An 18796-nucleotide genomic window follows, 5' to 3' on the forward strand; every position below is an offset into this window, starting at 1 on the left:
GTGAGACCCGCTTGAACAGACTCTCGCCCGGGAGTCCGCCGGTAGGGCTTGATACGTATAGCTGGCTGTTACTCGTCACCTCCAGGTTGGTTGCGACAATACCGCCGGTGACGGTCGTCCTGCTGCCGCTGGCGATCTCGAGTGGCTGCGTCGGGAAGTACAGGGTGCCGTTGAACACCGAATTCGAGCCGCTGCTGATCTCGTTCTCATACACAGCGCCCGACAGTCCGCCCGCGGGATCCTGGTAGAACAGAATACCAGCCAGAGCGCCCGTCGTCGGCGCCGACAAATTCGCGTACGAGGCGCTTCCCAACTTGATCTTCATAAACTTGTCGCGGCCATTGGGGTCGATGCCGTTGGTGTTGACCAGGGTCACGCCGGTGCCGGTGATCACACCTCCACCCATCTCGAGCCCTCCCCCTCTCAGGATGTAGAGGCCCGGATTGAGGGTAGCTGTGCCGGTACCGGTGATGTTGATACCCCCGCAATAAATCCCGGGCGACAGCGTGAGGGAGGCGTTGTCAACCTTCATATTGGTGTAGTCGCAGGTCGTCGCCTCAACGCAACTGGGGTTCGGTGACGCCGAGCAGAACGGCGGCACGCTCAGGTACGCAAGCGGATCCGTCGCAAGCGGCAGTCCCGTGGCCGTGCTTCCGGCTGGGACTACGACGGTGCCACCCGATTGGTTAATCCCACCAGTGACGGCAAGGGAGGTGGCCACAAGCACCGCGCCGCTCTCTATCGTAGCCGCGTTGTTTCTATTTGAGTTCACGACGATACCGCAACTGGCCTCCAATCGCGATGGATTCCCACTCACGTAGAGTGACTTCTCGTCGTTAGGATCGAGAGTGTAGATGCAGCTCAAAGAAGGGGCGGGCATACCGGCAACAGCGCGCACGTGGATTGTAACCGAGGTCCGTCCGAGCAGGGTAGAAAAAATGGTTGTGGCCGGGCGGGTAACCAGCACCTCGACGTACTCGAGGTTGTTTATGTAGAATCCGCTCGCCGGCCCGTTGTAAACGGACACCGTCACGCCGTCAGTGGCGTCAGTGAAGCCGTTCCTCGTCGTCTCGGCGCGCGCGGATGCGAACACCGAATCCTGGGGTTGTGCCCGGAAGATCTCGTGGGCGCCGGCCGTTGCCCCGGCATCGGCAGCCGTCTGGGCGATGCGCCTCTGGCGCTGGAGTGATCCCACGTCTATCGCCAGAGCCGAGACGCTCATGACTCCGACCAGCGACACAGCAACAAGCGGCAGAACAGCACCGCGCCTGGTGCTCGGCAACCGTCCACGCCCGGCCGGCGCGTGTCGGCGGGCTGGATGCCCGGATCCGATCTCACCCATTCTCAATTCCCTGTTTTAGGACCATGCCGATGATTAACGCTAACTTCACCGGGGAGCGCATGCCAGATACACCAAAGACGACGACATACGGAATCTGTCACCTTCGGCAGTAATATCGGCGTGAGATGCTCAGCCGGCAGGCAAGCGTCATCCCGAGCGATACAACGGCACTTAAATGACGCAGTACCCGTTTTCCCGTCACCAGATACACCAGAGACGACTGCGTAGGGAATCTGTTACCTGCGGCCACCAGAAGCGCGACGCCGGCGGCGGCCCGTCGGTCACTCGACGAGAGAGACGCGCCTGATCAGTGGCTCACCCGTGAGTCCGCCGGTCATGTCCACGCTTACTATGCTGTTGCTCGTCACCGTCACTTTGGTGGCGACCACACCACCGTTGATTGTCGTCGTGCTCGTGCTGGCGCCCAGCTCGATCGGCTGAGTCGGAAAGTAAAGCGTCCCGGTGAACACCGCATTCGAGCCGCTGGCGATCAGGTTCTCATACACAACGCCCGGCTCTCCGGCCGCGGGATCCTGGAAGAACAAGATGCCGGCCAGAGGCCCCGTCGTCATCGCCGACAGAGTCGCCCGCGAGCCGCTCCCCAGCTCGAACTTCTTGAAGCCGCTGGCGCCACCGTTGGCGGCAGTGGCGTTGGTGTTGAAGAAGGTCACGCCTGTGCCGGTGATTACGCCCGAGCCCGACTTGAGGCCGCCCCCTCTCAGGATATAGAGGCCCGAATTGAACGCGACGGTGCCGTCGATCTCGATCCCCCCGCAGTAGATCCCCGGTGACAGGACGGCGGTGGTGCTGGAAGCGATTTTCGTATTGGTATAGTCGCACTGCGCGGGGTCGAAGGACGGAGGCTCCAGGTATGCAAGCGGATCCGGCGAAGGCGCCACTCCCGTTTCCATGGTTCCGCTGATCACGACAGTGCCACCCGACTGGTCTATCCCACCGGTGACGGCAAAGGAGTCGCCTGTAAGCGTTCCGTTGCTCTCTATCACGACCGCCTTGGAGTTCGACGAGTTCACGACGATCCCGCAGCTGACGTCCAATCGCGATTGCGACCCGCTCACGTTGAGGGCCTTCTCGTCAAAGGGCTCGAGAGCGTAAATGCAACTCTCAGAAGGGGCCGGGATTCCGGCAACACCGCGTACGTTGATTGTAACCGAGTTCCGTCCGAGCAGGCCGCCAAAAATGGTGGTCGCGGGGCGGGAGATCACCACTTCGACGAACTGGTCGTCGCCGATGTAGAATCCGGTCACCGGCCCGTTGTAGACCGACACCGTCACGCCATTGACACCGTGCGCAAAACCGTTCCTCGCCGTCTCGGTTTTTGCGGATAGTTCCACTGAATCCGGGAACTCCCTGTAGATCTCGTGGGCACCGGCGGTCGCACCGGCGTCGGCCGCCGTCTGGGCAGTGCGCCTCTGGCGATGGAGTGATCCCACGTCAATCGCTAGAGCCGTGACGCTCATGACCCCGACCAGCGACACAGCAACCAGCGGCAGAACAGCACCGCGACTGTTGCTCGGCAACCGTCCGCCTCGCTCACGTGAGCGTTGGTTGCGCAGGCGCAGCCGCTCCGATTCGATCTCACTCATACCCAACTCCGGTTCGGGACTAGCCGCGCTGCCCCCGACTTACCGCGCGACCCCGCGTCAGCTCATGCTCGGCATAAACACATGGGGTCGGGTAAGCCCTAATATTAATAGAATAGCAATGACCTGCCCCCTGTCAACGGCCGTTGGCTTGAGCCGTTGGCTTGAGCGTGACGAGCGGAGCCCGAAAACGCGGTCCACTTCGCTTCCTTACATGAGAATCCTGACGGATGGCGATGCTTTATTTGGTCGGGCACTACATTTGTGATCCGAGGGCGCGAATCGCTGCACGAACCGCCCCCCGGGCGGGGACTATCTCGGACGAGTTGAGCTGAGCGCCGGGGACCGCCGATCGGATCCGCCGCTCGACTTTTTTTCGGAGCAGCGAACCCTTCTGGAGGAGGCCACCGGAGAACGCCACGTTGATTGAAGCGCGCTCGTCGCCGAACAGCCGCACCGCGAGAGCCCTCACGTGAACGACGAGCTCTTCGGCGGCGAGCGAGACGAGCGCATTTGCGCGCGCATCACCGGCTGCGGCGGTGGCCATAACGACCGGCGCCAAGCCGGCGATAGTCGTGGTGCTGGCGGCGATTGCCCAGGGAATCAGCTCCTCGACAGTGCTCACTTGAGCGGCGGTCACGATGCTTCCGGTCAATCCGGTAGGCGGTTCGCGGCCGTCTGCCGCGGCGGCGACGACACCAAGCGCCCGCTTGCCGAGCCAGCCGCCGCTGCCTTCGTCGCCGAAGGCGGGGCCCCACCCCCCGCACCGCGCATGTTCTCCGTTGACTCCCCGGGCGTAGGCGATCGATCCCGTTCCGGCGAGAATGATTATCCCAGGCCCGTCGCCGAACGCGTCCACCAGCGCAATGGCAGCGTCACTGTCGACCACCACCTCGTCTGCGACACCGAGCCGATTCAGCTCGTTTTCGAGATCGCGCCGCTCTTCGTCGCGACCGACGCCCGCGAAGCCGGCGTAAAGAACCGCGGGTACCGCGTCGAGGATGCCGGCGCGGGAGAGCGCCGCTCGCATGAGGTCGGCAACTACGGCGCCTGATTTCTCTGCCGCACCGGGACGCATCGCGGATCTGCCGCCTTCAACGGAGGCGAGCTCCTCTCCGGTTTCCGTCGCGAGGATGAGGGTCGTTTTAGATCCGCCGCCGTCAACCCCTGCGACCAGCTCCCTCATGGCGTCACAACGGCAACTGAGAACGACACGCGACCCGCTGGCCGCTGAGCGCTGAGCGCTGCGCGCTGATAACGGAAGCGGAGTCTCCGTCGCGCGATGCGTGGAATAGCGTCAGGTCGTTAGCGCCGAGCGGAAAGCGGTGAGCGTCAAGCGGGTAGCGGGTAGTCCTCAGTTGAAGTCGCAAACTCATTTCCAGGTTCGCCCCGCTTCCTGCTCGGTAGTCAGCTGCGCGTGCGTGAGCGAGGAGAGAATACCGACTCCAACCGTAACGGTAGTCCCGATGAGGACGTACCACGGCCACGCAATCTTTCCCAGCGTCGTCAGTGTATCCGTCATTCCCGGGAACACCGGGATGAGCTGCTTTGCAAAGACCACGACCGACATGACCAGCAGGCCGACGGCCATTCCAAGAATGGCGTCTCGCTGGATTGCCCGTCGCCACAGCCAACCGAGAAAGAAGCCGCCGAGCAGCGCGCCGTACGTGAACGATGCAATCGACAGGGCAACCACGACGACCGGAGTCCCCTGTTGTCTGTACAAGAGCGCGGCTATCAACAGGATCGCTCCCCAGACAAGAGAGAAGATCCGTCCCATGCGGAACGTGTTCTTCTCTGTCGGCTCGCGCTTCGAGAGCGGCAGATAGATGTCGTGAGTTGTCGCTGCCGCGAGCGAATTGATGGATCCGGAAAGCGTGCTCATTGCCGCGGCCAGAATTGCCGCAACCACCAGCCCGGTGAGACCCGGTGGCATGACGTCGATGACGAACGTCGGGAAAATGGAATCGGGGACGGCGAACTTCCGCCCGCCGTAATAGGCGAAGAGCCCGATCCCGATCATCAGGAACAGAACGAATTGCGCAAACACCGCAATGCCGCTTCCGATCAGCGCACGCCGCGCATCGCGAAGATTGCCCGATGCCAGCAGGCGCTGCACGATGAGCTGATCAGCACCATGCGATGCCATCGACAGGAACGCTCCGCCAATGAGACCCGCAAGCAGCGTCTGCGCTCTGTCGAAGCCGGTGTAGGTATCGACCACACGAAGCTTGTCCGAAGCGCTGGCAACGTCGAAGATCGTGCCCCATCCGCCTGCAACTCCACGTCCCAGCAGGTAAAGCGCGGCGATTCCGCCGAGGATGTAGACGCCCGTCTGAATCACGTCCGTCCAGACTACCGCGCGCATTCCACCGTGATACGTGTAGAGAAGAGTCAGCACGCCCAGTATCAGAATGGAGAGCGGCATCAGGTACTGCTGCGGAACGGCCGGCCCGATGATCAGCGCAATCGGAATCGCTGTCGCAAACACACGCACCGAATCGCCGAAAGCGCGGGTGAACATGAACACCACGGACGCGAAGCGACGCGTCGGCAATCCAAACCGCTGCTCGAGCAGCGCGTACGCAGTTACCAGCTCGCCCTGGAAGTACCGGGGCAGAAGTGTGTAGGCGACGACGATCCGGCCGAGAATGTAGCCCGCCGCGATCTGCAGAAAGCCAAGGTTCGTGGTGTATGCCAGGCCCGGAATGCTGATGAACGTCAGCGCACTCGTCTCGGTGGCGACCACGGAGAAAAGAATTGCCCACCAGGGAATTCTCTTGCCGGCGACGAAATATTCCCGGCCCGTCTCCTGGCCGCGGCCGAGCCATATGCCGAGTACCGTAGTCCCGACGAGATAGACAACCAGCACCAAATAATCGAGGGCGGTGAAATGGGATGTCATCTCACCGCCCTCGTGGCGCTTGCACCGGCGACGATCGGATTACGCTGTGAATGAGCTACCGCAGCCGCACCCGCCGGTAGAATTCGGATTCTTGAAGGTGAATCCAGATCCCTGCATGGAGGTGACGTAGTCGATGGTCACGCCCGAGATGTACTGCGCGGAAAATGGATCGATGAACACCTTGAACCCCTCGTTGTCGATGACGAAGTCGTCCTCGGCGCTCTTGTCCTCGATGACAAGGCTGTACTTGAAGCCGCTGCAGCCGCCGGGCTGGACGGCGACGCGGAGTCCGCCCTCCTCACCGGTGACGCCCTCGGCTACCATGAACTTCTTCACCTCTACCGCCGCTGTGGGCGTCAGGGTGAGCTCGATATCAGTTGAAGTCGAAGTCGACATTTACAATCCTCCGTTTGACCCCGAAAGTTAGGGCGAACCCGTCATTTCTGGTAGAGCAAGTTGCGTACGACGCAATCTATTCCGAAGAGGCGGCGGCCATCACCGGAGAGCGCGGCCCCGTCGAAGTTGCAGTCTCGGCCGCTCCGCCTGGACCTTCCTCCTGCCGGAATGATCGCGCAATCCAGAGAAACGCCGCCAACGCCACGGTAAGCATTATCACTGCCTGCATCATCTCGCCAAAGATCAGCTTGCCGATTCCGAACAGTGTTGCGTACACCGCGATGATTCCGGCGATCCAGTTCGTCCACGCCAGCGCTCCGCCGGGAATCCCCTCGCGGCCGAATCCGGCCTGCTCCTGGATCCTGCGCCATCCGGGTCCGCCCGGACGTACCCGTCGGTAGAACGATTCGAGGACGCTGTCCGGCTCAGGACTCGTGAGGAATGTCACACTGACCCAGACCACCGTGCTGACCGCAACCGTCAGGAGCATGATGACGGCGTCGGCATTCGGGTCACCTGCGGGGAACCTGCCGGGCACGGTGCGAAACGCGATGGTCGAGACGACGAACGAGGTGACCATCGCGCTTATCTCGGACCAGGCGTTGATGCGCCACCAGTACCAGCGGAGGATGAGGACGAGCCCCGTGCCGGCACCGAGCGCGAGGAGGAATCTCCACGCCCGCTCGATCGATTCGAGCTGCGAGGTGACGCCGATCGAAGCGATGAACAGGAACACTGTCGCGATCCGCGCCACTGTGACGTAGTGATGCTCCGTCTCGTTTGGCTTGAGGAAGCGCTTGTAGAAATCGTTGACGAGATACGACGCTCCCCAGTTAAGCTGTGTGCCAACCGTGGACATGTATGCCGCCGCGAAGCCCGCCATCATCACTCCGCGCCACGGAGTCGGCAGGTAATCGACAAAAGCGTGAACGTACCCGGCTTCCTTGTCCACGAGATTCGGATAGAGGATGACCGTGGCCAGCCCGGTGACGATCCACGGCCAAGGCCTGATGGCGTAGTGCGCAACCTGAAAGAAGAGCGTCGCCAGCACGCCGTCGCGCTCAGTGCGCGCGGAGAAAATGCGCTGCGCGATGTAGCCGCCACCGCCGGGCTCCGCACCGGGATACCACGCCGCCCACCACTGCACCGAGAGGAAAACGGTGAGCGCAAGGATCGGCATCCAGGCGTAGGCGACGAGGCCATCCGGCGTCACCGACACGGGCAGCACCGAGAGGGCGGCAGCCTCCGACCCGAAATGCGCGACGAGCCCAGTGCGAAGTGCATCGATTCCACCGACCGCGTCCACGACGTAGACCGCGAGGATTATCACAGCCGCCATCTTGATCACGAACTGAATGAGATCGGTCCACAGCACCGCCCAGAGCCCCGCAGCGACGGAGTAGATCACCGTGATGACGAAGCAGATTCCGACGGCGAGGATGGGCGAGACGCCGAGGGAGATCGTGAGGATCTTTATCATCGCCCGCGTTACCCAGCCGAGGATGATGAGGTTGATCGGAATGGCGAGGTAGAGTGCGCGGAATCCGCGCAAAAAACGCGCTGGCGGGCCGCTATACCGGATCTCGGCGAATTCCACGTCGGTCATCACGTTGGCGCGCCGCCAGAGCCGGGCGAAGAAGAACACTGTGAGCATTCCGCTCATCACCATGTTCCACCACAGCCAGTTTCCGGCGACGCCGTGCGCGACTACGAGTCCGGTGACGACGAGCGGTGTATCGGCGGCGAATGTCGTGGCGACCATCGATGCGCCGGCCAGCCACCAGGGGACGTTTCGCCCCGAGAGAAAGTATTCATTGAGACTCTCGCCGCCCCGTTTGGTGAACATCAACCCGATCACGGTTGACAGCAGGAAGTAGGCGGCGACGATGGCCCAGTCGATCGCGGTAAGATTCATCGGCGTCGGGAGGAAAGTGTCGGAGGCCGACCGGCGTGCATCTTCGCTGCACCTTGCCGAGACAGAGCACGGGCCAGCAGGATGGAACGCCGGTTCGTATCATTAGGTACCCAGTCCCTACAAAGTCCAACTTACGAGAATCCACGCAATGGCGCGACATCGTCGCTTCTTACTGTTGTCACTTGCCGCTGTAGCAGGCGGCTGCACCGTTACGAGCAACCGTATGGATCCGCCCGACGAGCTTCCGGAAGCGATAGTGAAGCCGGGCATCACGGTTCTCGCGGGAGACAGCCTCGGGGTCATCAGCGGAAAGAAGATCGGGCTCGTCACGAACCAGACCGGGATCAACGAAAACCGCCAATCGGATATCGATGTTTTGCGCGAGCCGAGGGTCCGAAAAGCGAATGTGACCCTGACGATGCTTTTCTCGCCCGAGCATGGGATCCACGGTACGGAGGACACGGAGAACATCTCGAACGAGGTAGACCGTCGTACGGGTCTGCCGATCTACTCGCTGTACACGAACCAGACCATAGGACCGCCGGACAGTCTCGTGCGGCAGCTCGACGCTCTCGTGTTCGATCTGCAGGACATCGGTACGAGGACGTGGACTTACGTGGGAGCGATGATCTACTCGATGCGGGCCGCGGCGCGAACAGGCAAGCAGATCATCGTGCTCGACCGCCCCAACCCGATCACCGGCTTTTTCGTGGAGGGGCCGATGCTCGACAGTGCGCTGGCAAATGCGGAAGATCCAACCCCCACGCGCGCGGGGCAGGCATACGCGCTCTACCCGATGCCGCTCCGGCACGGGATGACGATGGGGGAGCTGGCTCTTTTTTTCAACGATGTGCTCGGCATCCGGGCGAACCTCAAGGTGATCCCGATGCATGGCTGGCGGCGCGACTTGTGGTTCGATCGAACGGGGCTTCCCTGGGTTCGTCCCTCGCCCAACCTGCCGACGCTTCAAAGCGCGATCATGTATCCGGGTCTGGTGGCCTTCGAGGGAAGCAATCTCTCGGTCGGACGCGGAACGCCGACGCCGTTTCAGTTCATCGGCGCGCCGTGGCTGAAAGCGCGCGAGACGCTCAAGCTGCTTCAGGACCGGGAGCTGACGGGCGTTCGATTCGTCGAGCAATCGTACGCGCCGCTTTCACCGGGTGACGGCAAATACGCGGGCAGGACGATTCCGGGAATCAGGATGATCGTCACCAATCGAAGCTCGCTGCAGCCGGCGCGAGTTGGTGCGGCGCTGCTCTGGGCGATTGGAAAAACGTCTGCCGATTCACTCCGCCTCAACGATCGTGCGTTCGATCTTCGATTCGGCTCGGCGCGCGTTCGCGAAGCGCTCCTTCGGGGTGAGGATCCGGACGGTGTCATCGACCGGGAGTATCGGTCGGCGTTCGCTTTTCGAGAGCGGACGAGAAGATACCTCTTATACCCGTAGCTGACAGGGCACCACGTATTGCAAACGCGGAACTGAGAAATACACGCTACCCGCTGATCGCTTGGCGCTGACCGCTGCGCGCTAAGGCGGAAACCCTGAGCGCACGAAGGGATCAAATCGATGATTCAGCGAAACCTTCGCTGTCGTTAGCGCGTAGCGATGAGCGCCAAGCGATTAGCGGGTAGCGTGTGGTTCTCAGTTCGCCGTTTACGTGGTGAAACTCCAATCGGAGCCAGGTTACTAAGCATGGCTCTTGCAAGCCTCCACCTCGACTCACTTACGCAGGACATCAGGGAGGCGCGATGCGAGCTTTTGTAACGTCGCTGGCGATGGCCGTAACCGTCGCCGCGACGGGATGCGCCGGCCGCCAGGTTGAAGTCACCACCGGACCGCAGCCCGCTGCGGATGTTTCCGTGCGTTTTACAAATAATCTGAGCCAGGCCGTGAATGTTTACGTCACGACGGGAGGCACGGACGTATTTCTGAAGCAGGTATCTGCAAACAGCGTCGAGGTGCTGCCAGTGGCGGGAATACCGGCTGGAACGACGGTCACCCTGAAGGCGCGAACCGTGGACGGAACGCGAACGTACACGCGAGACAACGTCCAGCTCGCGACTAACTACGACTGGCGCGTCCCTTAGAGGGCGGGTGTCGGGGTCTGCTGGCAATGCCCGGCCCGTCAGAATAGCTTTACGGGTCGAAACGCCTCACCGCTTCGACCCGTTTTGCTATTCGTTCCTGCGCCGCCGGGAGCGGTAGCATTTTCTTTGGCCGGTCTTACATGAGCGCAACCTGGCAGTCGATCATCAATGGATTCCTCAGGCTCATCGAGCCTGTGGTGACGCTGATGGTCAGGTTGCGGGTGCATCCAAACGTGCTGACCACCATCGGCACAGCGGCGTCGGTGGCCAGCGGCATCGCCTTCGGGCTGGGCAGTGTACGGGTTGCCGGATTCATCGTGGGTGTCTGCGCGATATTCGACGTCCTCGACGGAGTGGTGGCGCGTCGGACGAACCAGGCAACGGTTTTCGGTGCGTTCTACGATTCGACGCTCGACCGCGTAGCCGACGGCGCGCTGCTCGGCGGCATGCTCTACTTCTACGCAACGCACGCGGTCTACGGCAGCCGCGTGATGGTCGTCATAACTCTGCTCGCGCTCATCGGCACATTCATCATCTCGTACACCCGCGCGCGCGCCGAGGCACTCGGGATCGACGCCAAGGTCGGCTTTCTGCAGCGTCCCGAGCGCGTAGTTCTGATCTCCGTGCCGGCGGCGTTCGGAGGATTGGCGTTCAACGGCGGAATTCTGATCGCGGTCGTTTGCATCCTCGCAGTCTCCTCATGGATCACGGCCGTCCAGCGAATCCTCTACGTCCGGCGCGCAACCGAGACCACTGCGCCCGCCACAATCCGCGTAATCAATGAAAAGAAGAAGTTGTCCGCGCGCTTTGCGTCACGGCGCGCGCAATCCTAGATGAAGTCGAGACAATCCTCCGCGCCCGGCGAATCGCGCGCAAAAGCAGCCTCCAAATCTTCCGCTTCCTCCTCCGTGCCGCCGGCGCCGGCAACCGGCAAGCTCGGAATCCTCACTCCGGGGCTGGGCGCGGTAGCCACGACGTTCATGGCCGGAGTGGAGAGCGTCCGGCGCGGATTCTCGAAGCCGATTGGCTCGCTCACCCAGATGGCGACCATACGCCTCGGCAAGCGAACGGAAAATCGCTCGCCGCTGATCAAGGACTTCGTCTCGCTCGCCAATCTCGACGACATCGTGTTCGGCGCCTGGGATCCGATTCCCGACGACGCTTACACCGCGGCCAGGAAAGCCGGCGTCCTGGAGGACCGCGATCTGGAGAGAGTCGCGGACTTTCTCAAGGCAATCAAGCCGATGCGGGCTGTGTTCGACAACAAGTACGTGACTCGAATCAACGGCACGAACGTCAAGAAGGGGAAGACCAAGCGAGACCTGGCCGAGCAGCTGCGCCAGGACATTCGCGACTTCAAGTCGCGTAAGAAGCTGGACCGGCTGGTGATCGTCTGGTGCGCGTCCACCGAGATTTTCATCCGGCCGGGAGCGCAGCACGCCACGATCGAGCAGTTCGAGAAGGCAATGGAGCGAAACCACGAGGCCATCGCCCCGTCGATGCTCTATGCGTATGCTGCACTGATGGAGGGCGTGCCATTCTGCAACGGCGCGCCGAATCTCTGCGTGGACACCCTTGCACTGCAGCAGCTGGCGATCGATCGCGGCGTACCTATCTCCGGGAAGGATTTCAAGACCGGCCAGACGTGGATGAAAACGGTAATCGCGCCTGCCCTGAAAGCGAGAATGCTCGGGCTGGCCGGCTGGTACAGCACGAACATCCTTGGCAACCGGGATGGCGAGGTGCTCGACGATCCCGCGTCGTTCAAGACGAAAGAGGAATCGAAGCTCAGCGTGCTGCACACGATTCTGCAGCCCGAGATGTATCCTGATCTGTACAAGGATTTCTGTCACGTAGTGCGCATCAACTATTACCCTCCTCGCGGAGACAACAAGGAAGGGTGGGACAACATCGACATTGTCGGGTGGATGAACTATCCGATGCAGATCAAGGTGAACTTCCTCTGCCGCGATTCGATTCTGGCGGCACCGATTGTTCTCGATCTGGCGCTCTTCTCCGATTTTGCCCATCGCGCTGGAATGAAGGGCATTCAGGAATGGCTTTCCTTCTACTATAAAAGCCCGATGGCGGCACCCGGATTACAGCCGGAACATGATTTGTTCATCCAGCAGACGAAGCTCAAGAACACATTGAGACATCTCATGGGCGAGGATCAGATAACCCACCTTGGGCTGGAGTACTACGCGTGATGAGGCGGAGGGAGCGCATGCGATCGTTGCTCGCGGCAGTCTTGATCTGTGGTGCTGCGGCGTGCGGCAATCCCGAGCGCTCACTCGAGAATCGACAGTGGTCGGACAGCTTCGCGTTCCGCATTACGGTCGACCCGATGCCGCCTCGCGCGATCGAGGACGCCAACTACAAGATCGTCGTGCAGGACAAGAAAACGGGCGAGCCAATCGAGACGGGGCAGGGCCGAATCTTCGCGACGAGCAGAGACGGCGCGAATACCGACGATGGTCTCGTGAAGGGGAAAGAGGTCGGCACTTATTACGGCAGGCTCTTTTATCCGACCACCGGTGACTGGGCAATTGCTCTACAATTCCGGCGCGATTCTACCGCGAAGCTCGAGCGTGTCGACTGGACGCAGAGCGTCAACAACGCGACGGGCCCGGGCTCATAGCGTCATGAAGCATTTTTTCAGAACGCAGCTCACGCCTGCGGTTGTGCTTCGCGTAGCGGATGAGTTCTTCCCCACGCTTCCGCTCGACCGAACAGCGCACACTGCCCGCTCGCGCACCTATTCCGGGCTTCTCGGGACCCTGAATCTTTCCGTAAGGAAAGAGGGCGGGCACTACACCTTCGTGCAGGTTCAGACCGACCAGATTGGCGAAAGCCGGCTCGACCGGAACGCAAAGCGTTTTTTCGTCAAGCTCCATCGCGTTGCTGACCCGGCACACAAACTGGAAGCGGCCTACTAGTCAGTAGCGTGGGCACGGCCCCGACGATGAAGAAAATGGCCGGTGCCGTCCGCCGCCTCGCGGCGTACTGATGTCGGAGCAGATACCGACCACGGGCGAGTCGAATGTCACGAGGTACGGGTGCGTCGGCTGTCTGACGCTCGTTGCCGGCCTGTTCAGTGGCGGAATGATCGGCGTGCTGATTGCAAAGATCGTCGGCAGTGCGCGCAACTGCGAGCCGCTGACAGGCCTTCCGGCATGTGATTGGCACGTGTACGCAGGCGTCGGTATGTTGATTGGTGCGGTGACGCTGCCGGTGCTGGCGCTCGTTCGCCTGAGGAGCAGCGACGCGAAGAACGAAACTCGAGAGTGAGGGGATCAGGGTGGCACGAGTAGACATCATCATGCCCCAGATGGGTGAATCAATCGCCGAGGGCACCTTGTCGAAGTGGCTGAAGAAGGTCGGCGACGACGTGAAGCGTGACGAGCCCATATTCGAGATTTCGACGGACAAGGTGGACGCGGAGATCCCCGCTCCGGCTGCCGGCGTGCTCGCTGAAGTTCTGGTGAAGGAAGGCGAAACGGTTGCGGTGCAAACCGTAGTTGCGCGCCTGGAGACCGAGAAAGGCGCGACGGTCGAAGCTACCGTGCCGGCGCCGGCGCCTGCCGAAGCAGTTGCCGCTCCGGCGGCGACTGAGCAGCCACAAGCGGATGCTCAGAGCGGGGGCCCCCCCCCGAAAAGAGAATCTAGCGCGGGCGCGGCTGCGTCTCCTCACCAGTCCACTGCTCCGAGAACCGTTTCAGCGCCCGGGCATAATGGCAATTCGTTCGAGGAGCGCATCCGCACGAAATCCTCCCCGCTCGTCAGGAAGATGGCTGCCGAGCACGGAGTCGACATCAGTGCGCTCCACGGTAGCGGCATCGCCGGTCGAGTGACGAAAAAGGATCTGATGGGCTTCATCAGTGAAGGAATCCCCGCAGGAGCGCGCGCAGGATCGATGCACGCGCCGGGCGGAATTCAGGGTGATGGCGGTCATTTCCCCCTACCTGAGCCGTGGCCCGGCGATGCAGTCGAGCCGATGTCCAAGATGCGCGGACTCATCAGCGACCACATGGTGGCTTCGCGCCGCACGTCCGCCCACGTCACGTCGTTCATGGAGATGGATCTCACGCGCATCGCCCGCATTCGCTCTCGCAAACGTGCCGAGTTCGAGACGACTACCGGACAGAAGCTCACCTTCATGCCGTTCATCATCGCATCGGTCGTGCAGGGCCTGAAGGCTTTTCCAATCGTCAACTCATCTGTGGCCGGCAGGAACGTCATCTATAGAAAGCCTGTCAACATCGGTGTTGCGGTGGCGCTCGACTGGGGACTCATCGTGCCGGTGATCAAGAACGCCGAAAATCTTTCGCTCGCCGGGATTACGCGCGCGCTCAACGACCTCGCGAGCCGCGCGCGGACGAAAAAGCTCTTCCCCGAAGAAGTGCAGGACGGAACTTTCACCATCACCAACCCCGGGGTATTCGGGTCGCTGATGGGCACTCCGATCATCAACCAGCCTCAGGTCGCGATCCTCGGCGTCGGGGCGATCGAGAAGCGTCCGAAGATCATGCCGGGCGCGGATGGTGAGGATACGATCGCCATCCGCACATGCGCCTATTTCTCGATCTCATTCGACCACCGGGTCATTGACGGTGCCGTGGCCGACCAGTTCCTCGCGTTCGTGAAGAAATCGATCGAGGAGTTCCCCGAAGGCGGAGTTTAGGATGCCGCGCCTGCTGACAATTCAGAGGATGACGGTTCCCTCCTCGGACAGGGAGCGTTATTTCGAGAGACTCAGGGCGAGCAAGGCCCATTACGCCGCAGCGAATTGCCGGTTCTGGGTTTTCGAGGAATCGTCCCTGCCCGGGGCGTTCGTGGAATTCACGGAAGCCGATGACGAAGCCGCCCTCGTGAGCGCACACGCAGCCGCGCCGCACCGCCCGATGGACCCGTCGCGCATATATACAGAAATGGAGATTGGCTGAATGCCCGTTAGAAGAATCACTGTCGACGGGAACGAGTGGGAGGTGGCGCCGTCGGGATTCGTGACGGCCTATGACCAGGATGAGTTCGGCCTGATCTTCATGCGCCAATCCGGCAAAGAGAAGGAGGTCAGGGTAACTCGCTATTCGCCGCAGGGGTCGAGGTCGCGGGAGCAATCGTTTCGTGAGCTCACAGACGACCAGCTCCGTCAGTATTTCGCCGAGTCGCAGCCGAGCTTCACTTCGCCGGAAGCCGGCTACGCGCGGTGACTGAAGGCGGCGCCGCCGCGACTCCGTCCAGATTCGTCGATCTTCACACTCACTCGACCGCCTCTGACGGAACGCTGCCCCCGGAAAGCGTGGTGGCGGCAGCACACGCGGCGGGAATCGAAGCGCTCGCCCTTACGGATCACGACACGCTTGCCGGCGTGCCGCGCGCCGTTGAAGCGGGCAGATCCCTCGGCGTTCGCGTGGTGGCTGGCGTCGAGCTCAGCGCGCACGACGGGGACTCCGAGATACACATTCTCGCGCTGCACGTGACGCGACTCGGACTGATCGAGTCGCGCCTCGAGAAATTCCGCGAGGAGCGCCATCTCCGCGCCGCCAGAATCGTCGAGCGCCTGCGCGCGCTGGGCATGGATGTGACGCTCGAGATGGTATTGCAGGAAGCGGGAGACGCCGCGGTTGGTCGTCCGCACGTTGCAAGGGCGATGATTCGCGCCGGTGCCGCGCGTGATTTCCGCGAAGCCTTCGATCGCTATCTTGGGTCGGGACGTCCGGCATTCGTGGCCAAGCCACGCCTGAAGGTAAGCGAAGCAATCGCGATTGTGCACGAAGCGGGCGGCCTCGCAATCTGGGCGCACCCCGGAGGTGATGGACGGCGAGCGCGGCTCGAGCCGTACGTCGAAATGGGAATGGACGGCGTCGAGATCCGGCACCCCAGTCACTTGCTCGAGGACATGAACCGACTGGCCGCTTTGTCCGATTTCTTCAAGCTCGTCCCGAGCGGCGGATCCGACTGGCATGGCACGGCGGAAGGACCGCGAATGATCGGAGCGATGATGATCCCGCACAGCTGGCTCGAGAAGCAGGACGCTCTCGTTGCCTCGCGCATGCAGCCGGCGGGGCAGTCGTGAATCTTGCCGGACGCGTAGCCCTCGTCACTGGTGCGGGCCAGCGAGTGGGCCGCGTGCTGGCTCTAGCGCTGGGCAAAGAGCGAATGCAGGTGGCTGTGCATTACAACTCCTCGGCGGACGGGGCACGCGAGACGCAGGAGATGATCGAAGCGGCCGGGGGAAAAGCGACAATTTTTCAATCCGATCTCACTTCGCCGCGCGAGCCGGCCGAGCTCGTCAGGAAAGTGGCGGCTGCGTTCGGGTCGCTCGCGGTGGTCGTGAATTCCGCCGCGGTGATGGAGAGGACGCCGATCGGAACGGTCACTTCGCAGGTGTGGGACGACATCTTCGCCCTGAATCTGCGCGCGCCGTTTCTTGTCTCGCAGGCGGCCGCGCCGCTCATGAAATCCGACGGCGGTGCGATCGTGAACATCGCCGATCTTGCGGCATTCGAGAACTGGCCGGCGTACGTCCCGCATTCGATCAGCAAGGCCGGGGTAGTGAAGATGACCTCTTCGCTTGCGCGTGCGCTCGCCCCCGAGATCCGCGTGAACGCGATCGCGCCGGGCGCAGTTTTGCTTCCGGCCGACTGGAACGCCGAGGCGGGCGATCGCCTTGCCTCGACGACTCCTCTCAAGCGGCTCGGGAGTCCGGACGACGTGGTCGAGGCGATGCTCTACCTCCTCCGGTCTGACTATGTGACGGGTGAGACTCTTATCGTGGACGGCGGGAGACACATCAGGAAATAGTCCGGTCGGGCGTCACGCGGCATGTTGCACGAGTGAATAACTTTCGTCTGGGTGGCCTCGGGCGCATTTGCCTGGCAGCCTCCCATCAACATCCATTCGATCGACCTTGTCGAAAACTCCTGAATACGACGTAATCATCGTTGGAGCCGGTCCAGCCGGCATGACCGCTGCGTTGTACGCCGGCCGGTCCATGCTGCGGACGATCGTTCTCGAGCGCGGAATCTCGGGGGGCGAGCTCCTAAACACGGAGATCATCGAGGATTACCCGGGTTTCGAGCACATCGAAGGGTGGGACCTGGCCCAGAAGTTCGAGAGTCACGCAAAGAAGTTCGGGGCAGAGTTCGTACAGGAGACCGTGCTCAGTCTGGAGAAGCTTGCGGACGGGAATTTTCTCGCGACCACGGAGAGCGGCAATACATATCGCGCTCCGACTGCCATCCTTACAGCCGGCGGGACACCCATAAAGCTCGGCGTACCCGGCGAGCTCGAGTATGCCGGGAAAGGCGTGAGCTACTGTGCGGTGTGTGACGGCGCCTTCTTTCGCGGCCATACGATCGCGGTAGTCGGCGGTGGGGACGCTGCTGTCGAGGAAGCGGATTTTCTGACGCGTTACGGAGAGAAGGTTTACCTCATTCACCGGCGGGACGAGCTGCGCGCGTCGAAAATCCTTCAGAAACGGCTGTTCGACAATCCGAAGATAGAAGTGATCTGGAACAAGGTCGTCGAGCGAATCGAGGCTGATGAGCAGGGGCTGGTGAACAACATCGCGCTGCGCGATACGGAAACGCATCTGGAGTCATCGCTCGCGGCGACGGCGCTGTTCGTGTTCATCGGATTCAGGCCGAATACAGGCATCATTGCTGGTCACGTCGATCACGATGACATGGGATACATCCGCACCGATACGAACATGCAGACGTCGATACCCGGCCTGTTTGCCGCAGGGGACCTGCGCGCGCAGCTGACGCGCCAGGTCACGACGGCCGCAGGCGATGCGACAACGGCCGCGATCGCCGTCGAGAAGTATCTGACATCGCTCCGCAGCGGTGCCGCCGAGCCGATGATCATCGGCACCGGGGGATACTCGGCGTGATAGTCGTCCCGTTTGTTCTCGGTCCGTTTCAGGAGAACTGCTACGTCGTAACCGATTCAGCGAGCGGTGCAACGGCGATAGTCGATCCGGGCAGTGACGGCGACCGGCTCGTGGCCGAGATCGAGCAGATGAGCCAGGATGTCGTCGCGATCTGGGTAACACACGCACACGTGGATCATATCGGCGCGATTGCAGCCGTGAAGCGGCGGTGGAACGTGCCTGTTTACCTGCATCCTCTGGATCAGCCGTTGTATCGCGTTGGCGGCCGGCAGGCTCAATTATATGGGATCCCATACGAGGAGCCTCCGCCGCCGGACAGGGAATTCAGCGAGGGGGAGGAAGTCTCGCTAGGCGCAACGCAGGTCAACGTGATGCATGCTCCCGGTCATTCGCCCGGCCACGTGGTGCTCCACGCTGAGGGTCACGCTCTCGTCGGTGACTGCCTCTTCGCCGGCTCGGTCGGGCGCACGGATCTTCCGTTCTCGAACGCCGCGCATCTGGAAGCTTCTCTGGCGCGAATTGCCGCACTCCCCGCCGACACGACCATCCACCCCGGACACGGCGACAGCTCGACCATTGGCGAGGAGCGGATCTCGAATCCGTTCCTCAATGGCACGGCGCGACTTGTTCGCACCGCCTCGACATGATA

Annotated in this window: 20 protein-coding genes; 14 read left to right on the forward strand and 6 right to left on the reverse strand. The window is 61.9% G+C overall.

Annotation, left to right across the window (positions count from 1 at the left end; translation table 11 throughout):
• From VES88_04560 to VES88_04585, 6 genes are all read right to left on the reverse strand, one after another.
• On the reverse strand, positions 1 to 1342 hold a 1342-nt coding region (locus VES88_04560), incomplete at its 3' end, for a pilus assembly protein TadG-related protein (protein HYN80751.1).
• Between the two features lie 281 nt (positions 1343 to 1623).
• The gene (locus tag VES88_04565; protein ID HYN80752.1) at positions 1624 to 2946 is read right to left on the reverse strand and encodes a pilus assembly protein TadG-related protein; all 1323 of its coding nucleotides are present in this window, start codon (positions 2944 to 2946) and stop codon (positions 1624 to 1626) included.
• A 253-nt stretch (positions 2947 to 3199) separates the two neighbouring features.
• Entirely contained in the window at positions 3200 to 4129 is a 930-nt protein-coding gene (locus tag VES88_04570) for a BadF/BadG/BcrA/BcrD ATPase family protein (GenBank protein ID HYN80753.1), read from the reverse strand.
• A 186-nt stretch (positions 4130 to 4315) separates the two neighbouring features.
• A complete protein-coding gene (locus VES88_04575; protein HYN80754.1) occupies positions 4316 to 5848 on the reverse strand; it encodes a sodium:solute symporter in 1533 nt (510 codons plus the stop codon).
• Positions 5849 to 5887: 39 nt separating this feature from the next.
• Positions 5888 to 6244, reverse strand: coding sequence for an iron-sulfur cluster assembly accessory protein (locus VES88_04580; GenBank protein ID HYN80755.1), 357 nt, complete (start codon positions 6242 to 6244; stop codon positions 5888 to 5890).
• Positions 6245 to 6320: 76 nt separating this feature from the next.
• The gene (locus VES88_04585; protein HYN80756.1) at positions 6321 to 8159 is read right to left on the reverse strand and encodes a sodium:solute symporter family protein; all 1839 of its coding nucleotides are present in this window, start codon (positions 8157 to 8159) and stop codon (positions 6321 to 6323) included.
• A 148-nt stretch (positions 8160 to 8307) separates the two neighbouring features.
• On the opposite strand from VES88_04585, the gene VES88_04590 reads away from it, so the two are divergent.
• From VES88_04590 to VES88_04655, 14 genes are all read left to right on the forward strand, one after another.
• Entirely contained in the window at positions 8308 to 9606 is a 1299-nt protein-coding gene (locus tag VES88_04590; GenBank protein HYN80757.1) for a DUF1343 domain-containing protein, read from the forward strand.
• Between the two features lie 302 nt (positions 9607 to 9908).
• Positions 9909 to 10247, forward strand: coding sequence for a hypothetical protein (locus VES88_04595; protein HYN80758.1), 339 nt, complete (start codon positions 9909 to 9911; stop codon positions 10245 to 10247).
• A gap of 140 nt (positions 10248 to 10387) precedes the next feature.
• Positions 10388 to 11080: a CDP-alcohol phosphatidyltransferase family protein gene (locus VES88_04600; protein ID HYN80759.1), complete on the forward strand. Its 693-nt coding sequence runs from the start codon at positions 10388 to 10390 to the stop codon at positions 11078 to 11080.
• A 75-nt stretch (positions 11081 to 11155) separates the two neighbouring features.
• Positions 11156 to 12457 (forward strand): inositol-3-phosphate synthase, encoded by a 1302-nt coding sequence (locus VES88_04605; GenBank protein HYN80760.1) that lies wholly within the window; start codon positions 11156 to 11158, stop codon positions 12455 to 12457.
• A 17-nt stretch (positions 12458 to 12474) separates the two neighbouring features.
• Complete coding sequence (locus tag VES88_04610) at positions 12475 to 12888, forward strand: hypothetical protein (GenBank protein ID HYN80761.1); 414 nt, start codon at positions 12475 to 12477, stop codon at positions 12886 to 12888.
• A 4-nt stretch (positions 12889 to 12892) separates the two neighbouring features.
• Positions 12893 to 13186: a hypothetical protein gene (locus tag VES88_04615; protein ID HYN80762.1), complete on the forward strand. Its 294-nt coding sequence runs from the start codon at positions 12893 to 12895 to the stop codon at positions 13184 to 13186.
• A gap of 70 nt (positions 13187 to 13256) precedes the next feature.
• Entirely contained in the window at positions 13257 to 13538 is a 282-nt protein-coding gene (locus tag VES88_04620) for a hypothetical protein (protein ID HYN80763.1), read from the forward strand.
• 10 nt (positions 13539 to 13548) lie between these two features.
• Positions 13549 to 14931, forward strand: a complete 1383-nt coding sequence (locus VES88_04625) for a dihydrolipoamide acetyltransferase family protein (protein ID HYN80764.1) — start codon at positions 13549 to 13551, stop codon at positions 14929 to 14931.
• Position 14932: 1 nt separating this feature from the next.
• The gene (locus VES88_04630) at positions 14933 to 15193 is read left to right on the forward strand and encodes a hypothetical protein (protein HYN80765.1); all 261 of its coding nucleotides are present in this window, start codon (positions 14933 to 14935) and stop codon (positions 15191 to 15193) included.
• The gene (locus VES88_04635; GenBank protein ID HYN80766.1) at positions 15194 to 15460 is read left to right on the forward strand and encodes a hypothetical protein; all 267 of its coding nucleotides are present in this window, start codon (positions 15194 to 15196) and stop codon (positions 15458 to 15460) included.
• Positions 15457 to 16326, forward strand: a complete 870-nt coding sequence (locus VES88_04640) for a PHP domain-containing protein (protein ID HYN80767.1) — start codon at positions 15457 to 15459, stop codon at positions 16324 to 16326. The genes VES88_04635 and VES88_04640 overlap by 4 nt, the downstream gene beginning before the upstream one ends.
• Positions 16323 to 17054, forward strand: a complete 732-nt coding sequence (locus VES88_04645; GenBank protein HYN80768.1) for an SDR family oxidoreductase — start codon at positions 16323 to 16325, stop codon at positions 17052 to 17054. The genes VES88_04640 and VES88_04645 overlap by 4 nt, the downstream gene beginning before the upstream one ends.
• Positions 17055 to 17160: 106 nt before the next feature.
• A complete protein-coding gene (trxB, locus tag VES88_04650; GenBank protein HYN80769.1) occupies positions 17161 to 18147 on the forward strand; it encodes a thioredoxin-disulfide reductase in 987 nt (328 codons plus the stop codon).
• Positions 18144 to 18794: an MBL fold metallo-hydrolase gene (locus VES88_04655; protein ID HYN80770.1), complete on the forward strand. Its 651-nt coding sequence runs from the start codon at positions 18144 to 18146 to the stop codon at positions 18792 to 18794. Before trxB ends, VES88_04655 begins: the two co-directional genes overlap by 4 nt.
• Positions 18795 to 18796 lie beyond the last annotated feature (2 nt).

It is taken from the genome of Gemmatimonadaceae bacterium, assembly GCA_035633115.1.
GTDB lineage: Bacteria > Gemmatimonadota > Gemmatimonadetes > Gemmatimonadales > Gemmatimonadaceae > UBA4720.